Annotated in this window: 14 protein-coding genes; 11 read left to right on the forward strand and 3 right to left on the reverse strand. The window is 68.9% G+C overall.

The genetic code is table 11. From position 1 onward, the window contains the following. The first annotated feature begins 66 nt into the window (after positions 1 to 66). Positions 67 to 1,728: an ATP-dependent helicase gene (locus CJ010_RS24365; protein ID WP_141020844.1), complete on the forward strand. Its 1,662-nt coding sequence runs from the start codon at positions 67 to 69 to the stop codon at positions 1,726 to 1,728. A gap of 6 nt (positions 1,729 to 1,734) precedes the next feature. Here CJ010_RS24365 and CJ010_RS24370 read toward each other — a convergent pair whose 3' ends face one another. Genes CJ010_RS24370 through CJ010_RS24380 form a run of 3 tightly spaced genes read right to left on the reverse strand, consistent with a single transcriptional unit; the run spans position 1,735 to position 4,771 of the window. Further along, complete coding sequence (locus CJ010_RS24370) at positions 1,735 to 2,118, reverse strand: cytochrome c (protein WP_141020384.1); 384 nt, start codon at positions 2,116 to 2,118, stop codon at positions 1,735 to 1,737. A 59-nt stretch (positions 2,119 to 2,177) separates the two neighbouring features. Then, positions 2,178 to 3,848 (reverse strand): PQQ-binding-like beta-propeller repeat protein, encoded by a 1,671-nt coding sequence (locus CJ010_RS24375; RefSeq protein WP_141020385.1) that lies wholly within the window; start codon positions 3,846 to 3,848, stop codon positions 2,178 to 2,180. A 35-nt stretch (positions 3,849 to 3,883) separates the two neighbouring features. Next, positions 3,884 to 4,771 (reverse strand): transporter, encoded by an 888-nt coding sequence (locus CJ010_RS24380; RefSeq protein ID WP_141020386.1) that lies wholly within the window; start codon positions 4,769 to 4,771, stop codon positions 3,884 to 3,886. Positions 4,772 to 5,206: 435 nt separating this feature from the next. Between CJ010_RS24380 and CJ010_RS24385 the strand changes: the two genes are divergently transcribed. From CJ010_RS24385 to CJ010_RS24430, 10 genes are all read left to right on the forward strand, one after another. Continuing rightward, positions 5,207 to 6,217: a thiamine pyrophosphate-dependent dehydrogenase E1 component subunit alpha gene (locus tag CJ010_RS24385; RefSeq protein WP_141020387.1), complete on the forward strand. Its 1,011-nt coding sequence runs from the start codon at positions 5,207 to 5,209 to the stop codon at positions 6,215 to 6,217. A gap of 16 nt (positions 6,218 to 6,233) precedes the next feature. After that, positions 6,234 to 7,271: an alpha-ketoacid dehydrogenase subunit beta gene (locus CJ010_RS24390; RefSeq protein WP_141020388.1), complete on the forward strand. Its 1,038-nt coding sequence runs from the start codon at positions 6,234 to 6,236 to the stop codon at positions 7,269 to 7,271. A 206-nt stretch (positions 7,272 to 7,477) separates the two neighbouring features. Then, positions 7,478 to 7,723 carry a lipoyl domain-containing protein gene (locus CJ010_RS24395; protein ID WP_141020389.1) on the forward strand — a complete coding sequence of 82 codons (246 nt, stop codon included), beginning with the start codon at positions 7,478 to 7,480 and terminating at the stop codon, positions 7,721 to 7,723. A gap of 3 nt (positions 7,724 to 7,726) precedes the next feature. After that, positions 7,727 to 8,440 carry a dihydrolipoamide acetyltransferase family protein gene (locus CJ010_RS24400; RefSeq protein WP_141020390.1) on the forward strand — a complete coding sequence of 238 codons (714 nt, stop codon included), beginning with the start codon at positions 7,727 to 7,729 and terminating at the stop codon, positions 8,438 to 8,440. Beyond that, the gene (locus tag CJ010_RS24405; protein ID WP_141020391.1) at positions 8,440 to 9,210 is read left to right on the forward strand and encodes a lipoate--protein ligase; all 771 of its coding nucleotides are present in this window, start codon (positions 8,440 to 8,442) and stop codon (positions 9,208 to 9,210) included. Before CJ010_RS24400 ends, CJ010_RS24405 begins: the two co-directional genes overlap by 1 nt. Before the next feature lie 65 nt (positions 9,211 to 9,275). Beyond that, positions 9,276 to 9,857, forward strand: a complete 582-nt coding sequence (locus tag CJ010_RS24410) for a twin-arginine translocation signal domain-containing protein (protein ID WP_240794460.1) — start codon at positions 9,276 to 9,278, stop codon at positions 9,855 to 9,857. A gap of 39 nt (positions 9,858 to 9,896) precedes the next feature. After that, the gene (locus CJ010_RS24415) at positions 9,897 to 11,471 is read left to right on the forward strand and encodes a GMC family oxidoreductase (RefSeq protein ID WP_141020392.1); all 1,575 of its coding nucleotides are present in this window, start codon (positions 9,897 to 9,899) and stop codon (positions 11,469 to 11,471) included. Between the two features lie 31 nt (positions 11,472 to 11,502). Beyond that, positions 11,503 to 12,117 (forward strand): VOC family protein, encoded by a 615-nt coding sequence (locus tag CJ010_RS24420; protein ID WP_141020393.1) that lies wholly within the window; start codon positions 11,503 to 11,505, stop codon positions 12,115 to 12,117. Between the two features lie 229 nt (positions 12,118 to 12,346). Then, positions 12,347 to 14,305 (forward strand): sigma-54-dependent Fis family transcriptional regulator, encoded by a 1,959-nt coding sequence (locus CJ010_RS24425; protein ID WP_141020394.1) that lies wholly within the window; start codon positions 12,347 to 12,349, stop codon positions 14,303 to 14,305. Positions 14,306 to 14,452: 147 nt separating this feature from the next. After that, entirely contained in the window at positions 14,453 to 16,525 is a 2,073-nt protein-coding gene (locus tag CJ010_RS24430; RefSeq protein ID WP_141020395.1) for a type VI secretion system Vgr family protein, read from the forward strand. Positions 16,526 to 16,531 lie beyond the last annotated feature (6 nt).

The raw sequence follows: 16,531 nt of genomic DNA on the forward strand, positions 1-16,531 counted from the left end.
TGCGAATTGCGCCACTTTGCCGTAGAACTGCGGCGCATCTCCCGACAGCCGCAGTGCAACATTCCCATGGCCCGCATCCACCCCGAAGGCTGGCGACAACTGCAGGCGAGCGGCGCGCAGCAGCGCGAACTCGCCACGCTGGCGCGCCTGGCCGAAGGCCTGCCCGACGACTACGCGGTCTATCACGGCCTGCACTGGACGCGCGCCGAAGGCAACCGCACCGTGTTCGGCGAGATCGGCTTCGCGGTGCTCGGCCCCGGCGGACGGGTGCTGCTGATTGAGCAGCATTCCGGCTTTCTCGACGAGACCCCCGCCGGCCTGCTGCGGCCGGGCAAGCGCCGCAATCGCGAGGTGGCGGTGGCGCTGGCGCACGATGCCGAGGCGCTGCGCGCCCGCCTGCGGCCGCTGCTCGACGGCGGTGAGCCGCAACTCGACACCCTCTTTTACTGCCCCGACTACACGGTGCGCCAGCCCGGCACCGCCGGCCTCGATCCGGCGCGCATCGTGGACGCCGGCCGCCGCAGCGAACTGGTCGACATCGTGCGCGCACTCGCCGGCCCGGCCGACGACGCGCCGGCGCCGCCCGCGCGGCTGGCGGCGCTGCAGCGCTTCTTCGCCGACCTGCTGGAACTGGTGCCCGACGTGCAGGCGCTGGCGGGCCAAGCCGACGACCTCACCACCCGACTGTCGGGCGGGCTGGCGGAATGGGCGCGGCGCATCACGGTCACGCCGCACCGCTTGCGCATCACCGCCACCGCCGGCAGCGGCAAGACCCAGCTCGCGCTCGCCGCCTTCGTCGATGCGCTCGAGGCCGGGCGGCGGCCGCTCTACGTCTGCTACAACCGGCCGCTGGCCGACCATATCGCCCGCATCGTGCCGGCCGGCGGCGAGGTCGCCACCTACCACCAGCTGTGCGACCGCAGCCTGCGCGCCGCCGGACGGCCGCCGGATTTCTCCGCGTCCGACCGCTTCCGCCGCATGGAGACCGACTTCGCCGCGCTGGTGGCAGGCGGCGGTGCCCCCGCTGCCGGCTTCGACGAATTGATCGTGGACGAGGGCCAGGACTTCTTCGAGAGCTGGCGCGACACCCTGCTCGCGTTGCTCAAGCCGGACGGCCGCGCCTGGTGGCTGGAAGACCCACTGCAGAACCTCTACGGCCGCGAGCCGGTGGCGCTGCCCGGCTGGGTCGGGCTCACTGCCGACACCAACTACCGTACCCCCGCCGACGTACTCGCGCTGCTCAACGCCCGGCTGCCGCTGCCGGCACCGGTGCGCGCCGGCAGCCCGCTGACCGACAGCGAGCCCGAGCTGCTCAGCTGGGACGACGAGGCTGGCGATGCCGGCCTGCTCGACGCCACCCGCCGCGCGATCACCCGCGCCATCGGCCTCGGTTTTCGCCGCGACATGATCGTGCTGCTGACCTTCCGCGGCCGCGAGCATTCGCGCTTCAGCAACCTCGGCCACCTCGGCCCGCACCGGCTGCGCGCCTTCCACGGCCGCTACGACCTGTTCGGCGAGGCCGAGTACAGCGAGGGCGACCTGCTGCTCGACTCGGTCTACCGCTTCAAGGGCCAGGCTGCGCCCTGCGTGATCTTCACCGAGATCGACTTCGACACCCTCGACGAACTGACGATGCGCAAGCTCTTCGTCGGCGCGACGCGGGCGACGATGAAGCTGATCCTGGTGACGTCGAACCGCGCGGCGGCCCTGCTCGGCCCGCCAGCCTGAACGCTGTCACGGCTGCTGCCGCCCCAGGTGCATCAGGTAGGCGACCAGCTCCCAGATCTGCTCGGCGCTGAAAGCCTCGCCCCACGGCGGCATCACCTCGGCGCCTTCGCGGCCCTGGCTGATGGTCTCGAACACCTGCGCCGGCACCAGGTCGTCACGGCCCTTGAAGTCGGGCGCGCGGCCGCCGACGCCCTCGAAGCCATGGCAGTAGCCGGCGCAGGTCTTGTTGAAGCGCTTGCCGCCGGCGGTGATGCGGGCCGCGTCGGCCAGATCGAAGGGTGCGGCGGCAGCGGCGGTCGCTGCGCCGGCCGGCTTGGGCGGCGGCGCCACCGCGTGGCAGAGGCCGGCGGCGAACAACAGCGCGGCCGGCAGGATATGAGCGATCTTCATGATGGAACTCCAGTGCGCCGCCGCCGCGCCACCTCCCCGCAGCGCGGCGGCGGTCAGGATCAATCGACGGAGAAGGCGATCAGCGCCGCGCCGCCGGGCAGGTCCTTGATCTCGGGGAAGGCGCCGGCGAGGAAGCCCGGCGCGTGCGAGCCCAGCCCGGTCGGCACGACGATGTACTGGCGGCCGCCGGCGGCGTAGCTCACCGGCCCGCCACGCAGGCCGGAACCGGCGTTGAAGCGCCACAGCTCCTTGCCGTCGTCGGCGTCGTAGGCGTAGATGTGGCCGTGCAGGTCGCCGGTGAACACCAGCCCGCCGGCGGTGGTCAGTACGCTGGACAGCGGCGGTATGTCGTAACGCAGGCTCCACTTCACCTTGCCGGTCAGCGGGTCGCGCGCATCGAGCCGGCCGTGCGGCTTGTCAGCCGGCGGCGGCACCAGCTTGATCTCCTCGATGCCGAGCGACAACGCGGACATCGCCACCAGGTTGGCGGGGTCGTCCTTGCCCGCTACCACCTCGTTGCACACCTCCATCGCATGCGAGTACCACAGCCCGGTCTCCGGGTTGTAGGCGCCGTGGTTCCAGCTGCGCGCGCCGAGCAGGTTGGGGCAGAACAGCTTGCGCTTGCCGGCCTCCGGGTAGACCGGGTCGATCAGCTTGCCGCTCTTGGGGTCGATGCCCTTGACCCAATTCACGTTCTGGGCGAACTGCCAGACGTTGTGCAGGTTGCCGTCGTCCTTGTCCATGACGAAGACGAAGCCGCCCTTGTTGAGGTGCACGATCACGTCCTTGCCGTCCTTCTTCACCATCAGCGCCTCGTAGGCGGAATCGAAATCCCACGAGTCGTGCGGCACTTCCTGGCGTGCCCACTTCAGCTTGCCGCTCTTGGGGTCGAGCGCGAGCAGGCTGGCGGTGTACTTGTTGTCGCCCTTGCGCTCGGCGTTGAAGTAGTCGGGCGCAGCGTTGGAGGTGCCGATGTAGATGGTGTCGCTGCGCGGATCGTAGGTGCCCGGCATCCAGGCGCTGCCGCCGCCGGCCTTGCGGCTGTCGCCCGGCCAGCTCGCGGGGTCGTCCTTGAGGATGTCGAAGGTCCACACCGGCTTGCCGCTGTCGGCATCCACCGCGTAGATCTTGCCCATGATCGGCTGGTCGCCGCCGGTGGTGCCGCCGAACAGCACGTTGCCGGCGAGCTGCGGCGGCGCCGAGAACAGCGCGCCGTACTGGGTCTTGAGGTCGGACAGCTGGGTGGACCACAGTTCCTTGCCGGTCTTCTGGTCGAGTGCGACGAAGCGGCCGTCGAGCGTGCCGAGGTAGACCTTGCCGCGGCCGACGGTGACGCCGCGGCTCGCGGCCGCGTAGAAGCTCTGCTTGGCGAGCGGGCTGAGCTTGGGCTCGTAGTGCCACAGCGTGGCCCCGGTCGCGGCATCCACCGCCCACACGTTGTTGTTGGCCGACACGTAGTACAGCACGCCGTCGATGACGATGGGCGTGGCCTGCAGGCCGTGGGTGATGTTGCCCGGCTGGTGCACCCAGGCCACCTTGAGGCGCTTGACGTTGTCCTTGTTGATGGCGCTGAGCGGGCTGAAGCGCCAGGCGTTGTAGCTGCGGTGGTACTGCGGCCAGTTGTCCGGGTCTTCGTAGCCGGGGCCGCTCTGGGCCTGGGCGGGGACAGCCTGCAGCAGGGCCGCGGCGAACGTGGCCAGCAGCGCGCTGGCGGTCGACATCTTGTTCATGGTGTTTTCCTGATGACGGTTCGGGAGGGCGCGCATCACCACGCGTAGGCGTACTTCAGGTTGAAGCTGTCGGTGGCGCCGTGGTCCTCGCCGCTGATGCCGCGCGAGTAGCGCAGGGTGAGCGACTGGTTGCCGAAGTAGCTGAACATCACGCCGATGCCGGCGGTGGTCTCGCGGCTGGCGGCCACCTTCACGCCGGTGGCGCGGTTGGTCCACGAACCCTGGCGCTCGTAGTCGAGCGCGATGAAGGGCTCGATGCTGTCGTTGAGCTTGTAGCCGAGGCGCTGGTTGGTGTGGAACAGCGTCGCCGGGCGGGCATCGGCCGCATTCGATTCGCCGAAGAACACGAAGCCGGCATCCGCGGTGTAGCTGAAGCGCTCGAACTGGATGTCCCAGAACAGGCTGGAGAGGTTCTTCCACACGTCGCCGCCGCCGACATCCTTGTTGCCCACCGGGATCTGGAAGAAGGTCTGGAAACCGAGGGTGGAATTGGGCGTCGGCTTGTACCAGATCGCCGGGCCGGTGAGCGGGTCGCCGAGGCCGCTGTTGGAGCTGTTGGTGGCGTCGTTGCGGATGCCGACCTCGGGCAGGATCACCTCGTAGGCAAGACCGATGTCCGGCCGCGATTCCGGCGACCAGAAGCGCACGTACTTCGACAGGCCGACGATGGTCTGCGTCTTGGCCGCCGCGCTGCGCTTGTCGCCGCTACCGTCCCAGGCCTTGCGGCCGTCCTGGAAGGTGGCGTACTGCACGAACACGTTGAAGGGCTTGAAGCCGACCGGCAGGTCGTACTCGTGCGGGCCGATCACGTCGAGCGTGACCTGGGCCAGTGCCGGCTGCGCCAGCGCCAGCCCGGCACACAGCGCGGCCAGCGGAAGGACGCGCGGTGCGGCACCACGCGGACGAGGGGTGTTGTTGTGCATGGAATGTCTCCTCTTGTCCCTGCATTTGTTTGAGATCGAGGGGGCCGCGCGCCGGTCCGGTCGGAATCTGCCCGCGGCTCCTCGAGGCAGCTCCATTGCACTTTCGGTGCCACCACGGGGCACCGTTCCAAATCAATGACTTATGACTTTCGTCGTGTCGCGGCCGGCGCGCAGCTGTTGCGCGCGCCCTGCGACAGCTGTCGCTCGCGCTGCGACAGTCGCAGCGGCCGCTGCAACGCCCGCCGGCACCGTCCCTCACCCCCGGGCATATCGCCAAGCTACTGTTCCGAAACATTATTTTCCCGATCCGCGGCATTTCGCCGCACATGGCACCGCTCTTGCGATGAGGACTGCGAGCACCGCCGCCGCGTAAGACCGGGCAACAGCCGCCGGCGGGCGGCAGGTGCCACCCCATGAACGAGGAGGAATCCAGCGATGGAAGCGACAGCCGAACAGCTGCTGTGGATGTACGAAAAGATGGTCGAGATCCGGGAGTACGAGGAAACCATGGCCAAGGTCTATCTCGAGGCCAAGCTCCCGCCCAAGGTCCAGAAGGGGCTGGCCTTCGACATCGGCGCCGGGCCGGTGCCGGGCGAGATGCACCTGGCCGCCGGCCAGGAACCGGTGGCGGTCGGCGTGTGCGCTCACCTGCGCCGCGACGACACCGTGGTCGGCGCCCACCGCCCGCACCACTTCGCCATCGCCAAGGATGTCGACCTGAACGCGATGACCGCCGAGATGTACGGCAAGGCCACCGGCCTGGGCCGCGGCAAGGGCGGCCACATGCACCTGTTCGACCCCGCGGTGAAGTTCTCCTGCAGCGGCATCGTCGGCGCCGGCGCGCCGCAGGCCTGCGGCGCCGCGCTGGCGGCGAAGAAGCTGGGCACCGACGCGGTGGCGATCGCCTTCTTCGGCGAGGGCGCGGCCAACCAGGGCGCCTTCCACGAGGCGCTCAACCTCGCCGCGTTGTGGAAGCTGCCGGTGGTGTTCGTGGTCGAGGACAACAAGTACGGCATTTCGGTGGAGAAGTCCGCCTCGACCGCCATCGCGTCGAACGCCGACCGTGCCGTCGCCTACGGCATGCCCGGCGTGCTGGTGGAAAAGAACGACGCGGTGGCGGTGTTCGAAGCCGCGGGCGTGGCAGTGGCGCGCGCCCGCCGCGGCGAGGGCCCGACCCTGATCGAGGTCAAGACCGACCGCTACTTCGGCCACTTCCAGGGCGACCCGGAAACCTACCGCCCCAAGGGCGAGGCCAAGGAGCTGCGCCAGCACGATCCCATCCCGGCGCTCGGCGCGCTGCTGCGCAGCCGCGACCTGCTCGACGACGAAGCCGACGCCGCGCTGCGCGCCCGGGTTTCGGCGCGCGTCCAGGCCGCCTACGACTTCGGCCGCAACAGCCCCTATCCGGAACCGCAGGACGCGCTGCTGCACGTCTTCGCCGAATGAGAACAAGGAGACACGCATGAGCACGACAACGACCACCCGCCGCCTGACCATGGCGCAGGCGATCTCGGAAGCGACCGCGCAGGAGATGGAGCGCGACCCGCGCGTCTTCGTCATGGGCGAGGACGTCGGCAAGTACGGCGGCATCTTCAGCGCCACCACCGGGCTGCTCGACAAGTTCGGCCCGGAGCGGGTGATGGACACGCCGATCTCGGAAACCGGCTTCATGGGCGCCGCACTGGGTGCCGCCGCCGAGGGCCTGCGGCCGATCTCGGAGCTGATGTTCGTCGATTTCTTCGGCGTCTGCTTCGACCAGATCTACAACCACATCGCCAAGAACCACTACATGTCGGGCGGCGCCTGCAAGTACCCGCTGGTCATCACCACCGGCATCGGCGGCGGCTACAACGACGCCGCCCAGCACTCGCAGTGCCTGTACTCGATCTTCGCCCACGTCCCCGGCCTCAAGGTGGTGGTGCCGTCCAACGCCTATGACGCCAAGGGCCTGATGACGAGCGCGATCCGCGACGACAACCCGGTGGTCTTCCTGTACCACAAGGGCATCATGGGCTTGAGCTGGATGTCCTACTTCGAGGGCAGCACCAACGAGGTGCCGGAGGAGCAATACACCATCCCCTTCGGCCAGGCGCGGGTGGTGCGCGAAGGCAGCGACGTCACCATCGTGACCCTGTCGCAGATGGTGCAGAAGTCGGTGCTGGCAGCCGACAAGCTGGCCGAGGAGGGCATCTCCGCCGAGGTGCTCGACCTGCGCACCCTGGTTCCGCTCGACCGCGCCGCGGTGCTGAAGTCCGTCAAGCGCACCGGCCGCCTGCTGGTCGCTGACGAGGACTACCTGAGCTACGGCCTCTCCGGCGAGATCGCCGCGCTGGTGGCCGAGAACATCGACACCGTCCGCCTCAAGGCCCCGGTCCGCCGCCTCGCGGTGCCCGACGTGCCGATCCCCTTCAGCCGCCCGCTGGAGAACTTCGCGATCCCGCAGGTGGAGAACATCGTGGCCAGCGTGCGCGGGCTGATGACTTTCAAGCTCGACCAGTAGGCGCAGGCCGCGTTTTGTTCCTCCCCCTTCAAGGGGGGCGGAGCAAGACAGGCCAGCCCGGGAGCCTCCGCTTCGCTCCGTCGTTCCGCAGGCGGCAAGCGACGCTTGCCGAAACCCCTGCTTCACCCCCTTGAAGGGGAGGGAGCACAAACCAGCGCGCCCCCAACCGAATTACCCCAAATCCATCACTCCCCAGGAGACACAACATGACCGAAATCATCCTCGACGACGCGGTGTGGGCCGATGTCGATGAAGGCACCGAAGCCCTGCTGCAGGAATGGCAGGTGAAGGAAGGCGACAGCGTGGCCGCGGGCCAGGTGCTGGCGGTGGCCGAGCTGGTGAAGACCAGCCACGAGATCTTCGCGCCGTCCGCCGGCCGCATCGCCAAGCTCAACGTGGCCGAGCAGGACACCTTCGGCCGCGGCGCGGTGATCGCGCTGCTGGAGGCCTGAGCCATGGCTGCGAGCGTGGCGGCCGCAGCCGCCTCCGCCGCGGCGGCGCCGGAACGCCGCACCGTGCTGCTCACCGGCCTGCGCGGCGCCATCGCCCGCAACATGGGCCAGGGCTGGCAGGTGCCGCGGGTGGCGCACTCGGTGGACGTGGATCTGAGCCGCGTCGAAGCGCTGCGCGCCGAGCGCGCCGCCGCCGGCGACAAGCTCAGCGTCAATGCCTTCGTGCTGCATGCGGTGGCGCAGGCGCTGCGCGCCCATCCGCGGCTGAACGCACTGATGCGCGAGAAGGAAGTCGAGCTGGTCGACGACATCAATATCGGCGTCGCGGTGGCGCTCGACGACGGCCTGATGGTGCCGGTGATCCGCCAGGCGGATACCAAACCGGTGGCGGCGCTGGCGGCGGAAACCCGCCAGCTCGCCGAGGGCGCCCGCGCCGGCGCGCTTACCGGCGGCGCCTACCAGCGCGGCACCTTCACCGTGACCAATCTCGGCAGCACGCCGGTGGACCGCTTCAGCCCCATCATCAACCCGCCGCAGGTGGCCATCCTCGGCGTCGGCCGCACCCGCCAGCAGGCGGTGGTGAAGGACGGCGCCATCGTCGCCGCGCCGGTGGTCAACCTGACGCTGGTGTTCGACCACCGCGCGGTGGACGGCTACCCGGCGGCGCTCTTCCTCGGCGAGATCGCACGCCGGCTGGAACAGGCGGAGTTCGACTGATGCCCGCCGCCGCCCTCGCCCCTTCGATCCATGGCCGCCGCCCAGTGGCCGGCGGCAGCGCGCTGACGCTGGCGCGCGCCGCCGCCGAGCAGGACTGGAACACCCGCCAGCTCGCCGCGCCGGTGACGGCGCCGCGGGTACGGGTGTGGACCTACCCGGCGCCGGGCGTGGTGTTCGGCTGCGCGCAGGCGGCGCTGCACGAGGAAGCGGCGCGGGCGGCGCGCACCGACTGCGAGCTGGTCCAGCGCCGCGCCGGCGGCGGCGCGGTGCTGACCGGGCCGTGGATGCTGTCGTCCTCGGTGGTGCTGCCGCCGGACCACCGCCTGCTCGCCGGCGGCACCGTCAGCAGCTACCGCTGGCTGGGCGTGCTGCACGCCGGCCTGCTGCGCGACTGCGGCGTACCGGCGCACGCGCTGGCGCCGGACGAACTCGCCCGCCGCACCAGCGACCCGGCGCTCGGCTGGGCCTGCTTCGGCGGCCTGTCGCCGTGGGAGGTGATCGCCGACGGCCGCAAGCTGGTCGGGCTGGCCCAGCTGCGGCGCCAGCACGGCGTGCTGCTCACCACCGGCACCCTGCTCTACCGCCCGGAATGGTCGCTGCTGTGCGATGCGCTGGGCCGCCCGACGGACGACATCGCCCGGCTGGACGCCGCCACCACATCGTGCGCCGAACTGCTCGGCACCGCGATGCACATCGAAACCCTGGCCGACGGCCTGCAGCAGATGCTGGCCGACGTGCTCGGCGAGCTGGAGGAGGACGACCGCGCCTGAACACCGCATTCCCGATCCCGCACAGAGAAAGGCCGCACGGCCGCCATAACAGCAAGGAGACAACCATGAGCAACGAAACCCCGCGCGCGCCGATGCGCGTCGTCGAGAAGCGCATCACGCTGAGCCGCCGCGGCTTCCTCAAGGGCGGCGGCATGGCCGCCCTCGGCGTCGGCGCACTGTCCACCGCCACCCTGATGACCCCGGCGCGCGAGGCGCTGGCCGCCAGCTTCAAGGTGCTCGGTGCCGCCACCGGCAAGACCCTGCTGGTGCTGGCGCGCGACATCTTCCCGCACGACCGCATCTCCGACCGCTACTACCTGCAGGCGCTCGAACCGCTGGAGGCGCAGGCCGCCCAGGACGACAAACTGAAGGCCCTACTGACCGAGGGCACGGCCGCGCTCGACCGCCTGGCGAAGCTGCGCTTCAAGAAGGCCTACGCCGATCTCGACAAGGAAAGCGACCGCCTCAGCCTGCTCTACGTGATCGAGCACGGCGCCTTCTTCCAGAAGGTGAAGGGCCACCTGGTGACCGGCTTCTACGACAACAAGGCGGTGTGGCCGCTGTTCGGCTACGAGGGCTCGTCCTGGGAGAAGGGTGGCTACATCAACCGCGGCTTCGACGACATCGACTGGCTGGAAGGCGCCTGAGCCGCCTCGCCAACGCACAAGAACATCTAGGAGACAAACATGAGCGCGAAATTCTCGCTGGACGACGACAGCGTGGTGGTGATCGTCGGCTCCGGCGCCGGTGGCGGCACGCTGGCCGACGAACTGACCAAACGCGGCGTGAACGTGGTCATCCTCGAAGCCGGCAAGCACTACACCCAGGCCGATTTCGAGAACGACGAATGGGCGATGTTCAAGAAGATCTCGTGGCTGGACAAGCGGATTTCCGCCGGCGGCTGGCACCACACCGAGACCTATCCCAACCTGCCGGCCTGGATCGTCAAGGGCGTGGGCGGCTCGACCATGCACTTCTCGGGGCTGGCGCTGCGCTTCCTGCCGCACGACTTCCGCATCAAGAGCACCTACGGCGAGGTCAAGGGCGCCAACGTGCTCGACTGGCCGATCAGCTACGAGGAACTGGCGCCTTATTACGACATCGCCGAACGCAAGATGGGCGTGGCCGGCACCAAGGCCAGCGGCCTGCCGGAGATGCCGCCCAACAACCACTACAAGGTGATCGCCGCCGGCGCGAAGAAGGTGGGCTACACCGACATCAGCCGCCCGGTCGCCTCCAACACCCGCGTCAATGACGGCCGCCCGGCCTGTCAGCAGATCGGTTTCTGCATGCAGGGCTGCAAGATCGGCGCCAAGTGGTCGACGCTGTACTCGGAGATTCCGCGCGCCATCGAGACCGGCCGCGCCGAGCTGCGGCCGCAGAGCATGGTGCTGAAGATCGAGCACGACAAGTCGGGCAAGGTCAGCGGCGTGCTGTATGCCGACAAGGACGGCCGCCAGCACCTGCAGAAGGCGCGGGTGGTGTGCGTCGCCGGCAACTCAATCGAGTCGCCGCGGCTGCTGCTCAACTCCGCCTCCAGCATGTTCCCCAACGGCCTGGCGAACTCCTCCGGCCAGGTCGGCAAGAACTACATGAACCACACCACCGCCGCCGCGATCGCGATCCACAAGGGGCCGGTGTACATGTACCGCGGCTTCGACATCGCCGCGGTGATCTCCGACGAGGCGCAATTGAACCCGGACCGCGGCTTCCTCGGCGGCTACCACCTCGAAGGCCTGGCGCTGCACCTGCCCTTCACCGCCGCCTTCATGAAGCCCGGCGGCTGGGGCCGCGAGGTGACCTCGGCGCTGGAGCAGTACGACCACATGAGCTGCGTGTGGGTGTGCGGCGAGGACATGCCGCAGGAAGAGAACGGCATCACCCTGCACCCGACCGAGAAGGACCAGTACGGCCTGCCCATCCCCATCGTCACCAAGACCGACCACACCAACGACGCGGCGATGCGCCGCCACGGCCTGGCGCAGTGGCGCAAGGTTTCGGAAGCAGTAGGCGCGACCCGGGTGATCGACATGCCGCCCTACCCGGCCAGCCACAACATGGGCACCAACCGCATGAGCGCCAACGCCCGCGACGGAGTGCTCAACAAGTGGGGCCAGGCGCACGACATCAAGAACCTGTTCGTGTCCGACGGCAGCCAGTTCACGTCCAGCTCGGCCGCCAACCCGACGCTGACCATCGTCGCGCTGGCGGTGCGCCAGGCCGAATACATCGCCGGCGCAATGCAGCGCCGCGAACTCTGATCCGCCACACACGACAACAAAGGAGACACCCATGACGCTACGCCCCCTGCTCCACCGCCTGCTCGCCACCACCGTCTGCGCCGCCACCCTGGCGACGGCCGCGGCGCCCGCCCAGGCCGCCCCGATTCCCGGCATGCGCGGCATGCAGCACATCGGCATCACCGTGCCGAACATGAAGGAGGCGGTGGCCTTCTTCAAGGACGTGCTGGCCTGCGAACCGTCCTTCACCTTCGGTGCCTTCAAGTTCGAGGACGACTGGATGGCGCGCCATCTCAACGTCCATCCGCGCGCCGCCATCAGCGACTTCCAGATGGTCCGCTGCGGCAACGGCACCAACCTGGAAGTGTTCGAATACACCGCACCCGACCAGAACCGCCGCGGCCCGCGCAACAGCGACATCGGCGGCCACCACCTCGCCTTCTACGTGGACGACATGGACGCCGCGGTGGCCTACCTCAAGGCCAAGGGCGTGCAGGTGCTGGATAAGCCCAGCACCTTCACCGAAGGCCCCGCCGCCGGCCTCACCTGGGTGTACTTCCTCGCGCCCTGGGGCATGCAGCTGGAACTCGTGAGCGCGCCCAAGGGCATGGCGCACGAGAAGGACCTGAAGCGCAAGCTGTGGGACCCGCGCTTTCCCGACAAATAAGCTGAAAGTATCGGACGGCGCTCACCCGCCGTCCCGCCTTGCCTGACTCCCTCCTCCAGGCGCTTTGCGGGGTGTGCCGAAGGGCCACCCCGCCCTTTTCGATTGAGCCGGCGGCCAGGGTGGATTAACCTTCGACCAAGACATGCAGAGACCGACACACGGTCCGCGTCCGCGCGGCATCGCTACATCGACATCCGGCGATGGCGGCCAACCGGCAGGAGGAGACGAGATGCTGGCGCAATCCCAGCGGGAACACATCGACCATGTGCTCGCCGTATCGCAGGCGGGCGCTCCCGCCACCGACCGAATCCAGAGTTCCTGGGTGCGCTGCATCCGCGACTACGGGCTCGACCCCTGCCGTCCGACGCGCGCCCACATCGTCGAGCATGCACGCCTGCGCGAGCACCAGGACCAGATCGAGGAATTCCTCGGCGTCGCCCGCACCGGCATGGAACAGCTCTACAAGCGCATGGCCGGCATCGGCTACGTGCTGCTGCTGACCGATGCGCACGGCATCGCCGTGGACTTCATCGGCAACGACGCCTGGGCGCGCGAACTCAAGCAGTCCGGGCTCTATCTCGGCGCCGACTGGAGCGAGGCCCGTGCCGGCACCTGCGCGGTCGGCACCTGCATCGTCGAGAAGGCGCCCATCACCGTACACCACGCCGACCACTTCGACGCCACCCACATCAGCCTGACCTGCAACGCCGCACCGCTGTTCGACCCGACCGGCGGCTTCCTCGGCGTGCTCGACGTCTCGGCGCTGACCTCGCCCTCGCCGCGCGACAGCCAGCACCTGGCGCTGCAGCTGACCACGATGTTTGCGCAGATGGTCGAAGACGCCAACTTCCTGCGCTACTTCCGCGACCGCTGGGTGCTGCGGCTGGGTTCGGCCTGGTCCATGGTGGACGTGTCGGGCGAGATCATGCTCGCCTTCGATGCCGACGGCCTCATCGTCGGCACCAACAGCGGCGCCCGCCGCGCACTGCGGCCGCTCGACGGCGCCGCCGCCGACACCCTGATCGGCCGGCCGCTGGGCGAGGTCTTCCGCGAGGGCATGGACGCCATCTGGCGCATCGCCCGCGCCGGTTTTTCCGCCGACCGCACCGCGCTGTCCACCAGCAGCGGCGAGGTCTATTACGGCGCGGTGCTGCCGCCGCGGGTGACACCGCAGCACGCCATGCCCGCCGCGGTCGCCACCCCGGCGGCGCCGGCGCTCGAACGCCTGGCCGGCGACGATCCGCAGATGCAGCGCCTGATCGGCCAGGCCGCACGCCTGGTGAACCGGCCGGTGAACATCCTGGTGCACGGCGAAACCGGCACCGGCAAGGAGGTGCTGGCCAAGGCGCTGCACGAATCGAGCAGCCGCGCCGCCCGACCCTTCGTCGCGGTCAATTGCGCGGCGATTCCGGAGTCGCTGATCGAGAGCGAACTCTTCGGCTACACCGCCGGCACCTTCACCGGCGGCCGCAGCAAGGGCATGCGCGGGCTGATCCAGCAGGCCGACGGCGGCACGCTGTTCCTCGACGAGATCGGCGACATGCCGCTGCACCTGCAGACCCGGCTGCTGCGCGTGCTGGCCGAGCGCGAGGTGCTGCCGCTGGGCGCCGAGAAACCGGTGCCGGTGAACCTCACCGTGGTCGCCGCCTCGCACCGCGACCTGCGCAAGCTGATTGCCGAAGGCAGCTTCCGCGAAGATCTCTACTACCGCCTGTGCGGCGCCATCCTCTACCTGCCGCCGCTGCGCGAACGGCGCGATCGCGACTACCTGATCGCCCGCCTGCTCGCCGCCGAAGGTGCCGAGATGGGCACCACCGCCGCGCTCGACCCCGCCGCGCGCGGCTTGCTGCTCGCCTACGACTGGCCGGGCAACGTGCGCCAGCTGCGCAACGTGCTGCGCTTCGCGCTGGCGGTGTGCGACGGCGAACGCATCCTGCCGCAGGATCTGCCCGCCGAGCTGATGGCGGCGACACCGGCCGCCGAACCGCCGTCGCGTCCGGCGACCGCCCAAGAGCCCGTCGCAGCCCCCGCCGCGCCAGCCAGGGACGCCGCCCGCAGCGAACTGGAAAGCGCACTGCGCCGCCATCACTGGAACATCACCGCGGCAGCCGCCGAGCTCGGCATCTGCCGCGCCACCGTCTATCGCCAGATGAAGCGCCACGGCATCGTCCCGCCACACCTGCTCTGAGCATGCGTCGCCGGCTGCTGCCGGCGCCGCGCGTGGGCACCCGCGCCGGGCAGCCGCAATCCGCATGCCCCCGGCCTTGCCGATCTGCCATAAAATGCAACGTCATTTCGGCCGCGGCGGCGCGGCCCACCCTATCAGGCGACGACCGTGGCAGATCAAACCCAATTCGAGCTGATCACCCCGCTGGGCGACAACGTGCTGGTATTCCATGCGCTGGAAGCCGCCGAAGCCCTGTCGCGCGTCAGTGAATACGAGATCGACTGCCTGTCGGACAAGACCGACATCGACCTCGACGCCATCCTGGGCAAGCAGGTCAGCCTGCGCCTGATGCTGCCCACCGGCGGCAAGCGCTTCTTCAGCGGCTACGTCATCCGCTTCGCCCACACCGGCACGCTGGGCCGCTTCCAGACCTACCGCGCCAGCCTGCGCCCATGGCCGTGGTTCCTCAGCCGCACCGCCGACTGCCGCATCTTCCAGGCGATGACGGTGCCCGACATCGTCAAGCAGGTCTTCGCCGACCACGGCGTCGCCGACTTCCGCATCGCCCTGAGCGGCCAGTACCGCAAGCGCGACTACTGCGTGCAGTACCGCGAGACCGACCTCGACTTCGTCAGCCGACTGCTGGAAGAAGAAGGCATCTACTACTTCTTCGAGCACGACGAGAACAAGAACACGCTGGTGCTGGCCGACGCCTACGCCGCCCACAGCAGCGTCGCCGACTACGCTGAAATCGAATTCGTCGAGAACCGCCAGGGCGGCGCCGACGAGCTGGGCTTCGTCAGCAGCTGGGCCTTCGAGCGTCAGGTGATGCCCGGCAAGGTCATGCTGCGCGACTACGACTTCACCAAGCCCTCGGTGCGGCTGGAAGCCTCGGCGGTGGTGCCGCGCGAACACGACGAAGGCAAGCACGAGGTGTTCGATTACCCCGGCGAATTCGACCAGGCCGGCGACGGCCGCCACTACGCGCAGGTGCGTATCGACGAACAGCACGCCCAGTTCGAGCTGGCCCAGGCGCAGACCAGCGCACGCGGGTTGGCGGTCGGCCACCTGTTCAAGCTCGCCGGCCACGTGCGGCGTGACCAGAACCGCGAATACCTCATCACCGCCGCCCAGTTGCGCGTCGTCGCCGAAGGCCACGAATCCACCGCCGCCGCCGGCAGCCTGTTCGACTGCCGCTTCACCGCGCTCAGCAGCCGTCAGGACTACCGCCCGCCACGGCTCACCCCGCGGCCGCGGGTCAAGGGGCCGCAGACCGCGGTGGTAGTCGGCCCAGCCGGCGACGAGATCCACACCGACCAGTACGGCCGGGTGAAGGTGCAGTTCCACTGGGACCGCTACGGCAAGAAGGACGAACACAGCTCGTGCTGGATCCGCGTGTCGCACCCGTGGGCCGGCAAGAACTGGGGCTTCATCGCCATCCCGCGCATCGGCCAGGAAGTGATCGTCGAATTCCTCGAAGGCGACCCCGACCAGCCCATCATCACCGGCCGGGTGTACAACGCCGAGCAGATGCCGCCCTACGAGCTGCCGGCCAACATGACCCAGACCGGCATCAAGACGCGCTCCACGCTCGCCGGCGGCACCGAGAACTTCAACGAGATCCGCTTCGAGGACAAGAAGGGCGATGAACAGCTCTTCATCCACGCCGAGAAGAACCAGGACATCGAGGTCGAGAACGACGAGACCCACTGGGTGGGCAACGATCGCACCAAGAACATCGACCACAACGAGACGGTCACCGTCGGCAACGACCGCAAGGAATCGGTCGGCAACAACGAAACCATCAGCATCGGCAACAACCGCACCGAATCGGTGGGCGCCAACGAAACCGTCTCGGTGGGTGGCAACCGCGCCGAGAGCGTGGGCCAGAACGAATCGGTATCGGTTGGTGCAGACCGCGACATGGCGGTGGGTGGCAACGAGGTCTACGACATCGGCAAGGACCACACCGTCACCGTCGGCGCCAACCAGCAGCTCGATGTGGGCAAGGGGCGCAATACCAGTATCGGCACCGACGACAAGCTGCAGATCGGCAAGACCCTGGTGATCGAGGCCGGCGACGAGATCACCATCAAGACCGGCAACGCCAGCATCACGATGAAGAAGAACGGCACGATCACCATCAAGGGCAAGGACATCACCATCGACGGCAGCGGCAAGATCGGCATCAAGGCTGCCGCCGACGTGGTGATCAAGGGCGCCAAGATCGCCCAGAACTGATCGCCG

This window comes from Azoarcus sp. DD4 (assembly GCF_006496635.1).
Lineage (GTDB): Bacteria > Pseudomonadota > Gammaproteobacteria > Burkholderiales > Rhodocyclaceae > Azoarcus.

Coding starts and splice junctions, on each gene's coding strand:
- CJ010_RS24365 (WP_141020844.1), top strand. CDS start 67: ATGGCCCGCATCCACCCCGAAGGCTGGCGACAACTGCAGGCGAGCGGC.
- CJ010_RS24370 (WP_141020384.1), bottom strand. CDS start 2,118: ATGAAGATCGCTCATATCCTGCCGGCCGCGCTGTTGTTCGCCGCCGGC.
- CJ010_RS24375 (WP_141020385.1), bottom strand. CDS start 3,848: ATGAACAAGATGTCGACCGCCAGCGCGCTGCTGGCCACGTTCGCCGCG.
- CJ010_RS24380 (WP_141020386.1), bottom strand. CDS start 4,771: ATGCACAACAACACCCCTCGTCCGCGTGGTGCCGCACCGCGCGTCCTT.
- CJ010_RS24385 (WP_141020387.1), top strand. CDS start 5,207: ATGGAAGCGACAGCCGAACAGCTGCTGTGGATGTACGAAAAGATGGTC.
- CJ010_RS24390 (WP_141020388.1), top strand. CDS start 6,234: ATGAGCACGACAACGACCACCCGCCGCCTGACCATGGCGCAGGCGATC.
- CJ010_RS24395 (WP_141020389.1), top strand. CDS start 7,478: ATGACCGAAATCATCCTCGACGACGCGGTGTGGGCCGATGTCGATGAA.
- CJ010_RS24400 (WP_141020390.1), top strand. CDS start 7,727: ATGGCTGCGAGCGTGGCGGCCGCAGCCGCCTCCGCCGCGGCGGCGCCG.
- CJ010_RS24405 (WP_141020391.1), top strand. CDS start 8,440: ATGCCCGCCGCCGCCCTCGCCCCTTCGATCCATGGCCGCCGCCCAGTG.
- CJ010_RS24410 (WP_240794460.1), top strand. CDS start 9,276: ATGAGCAACGAAACCCCGCGCGCGCCGATGCGCGTCGTCGAGAAGCGC.
- CJ010_RS24415 (WP_141020392.1), top strand. CDS start 9,897: ATGAGCGCGAAATTCTCGCTGGACGACGACAGCGTGGTGGTGATCGTC.
- CJ010_RS24420 (WP_141020393.1), top strand. CDS start 11,503: ATGACGCTACGCCCCCTGCTCCACCGCCTGCTCGCCACCACCGTCTGC.
- CJ010_RS24425 (WP_141020394.1), top strand. CDS start 12,347: ATGCTGGCGCAATCCCAGCGGGAACACATCGACCATGTGCTCGCCGTA.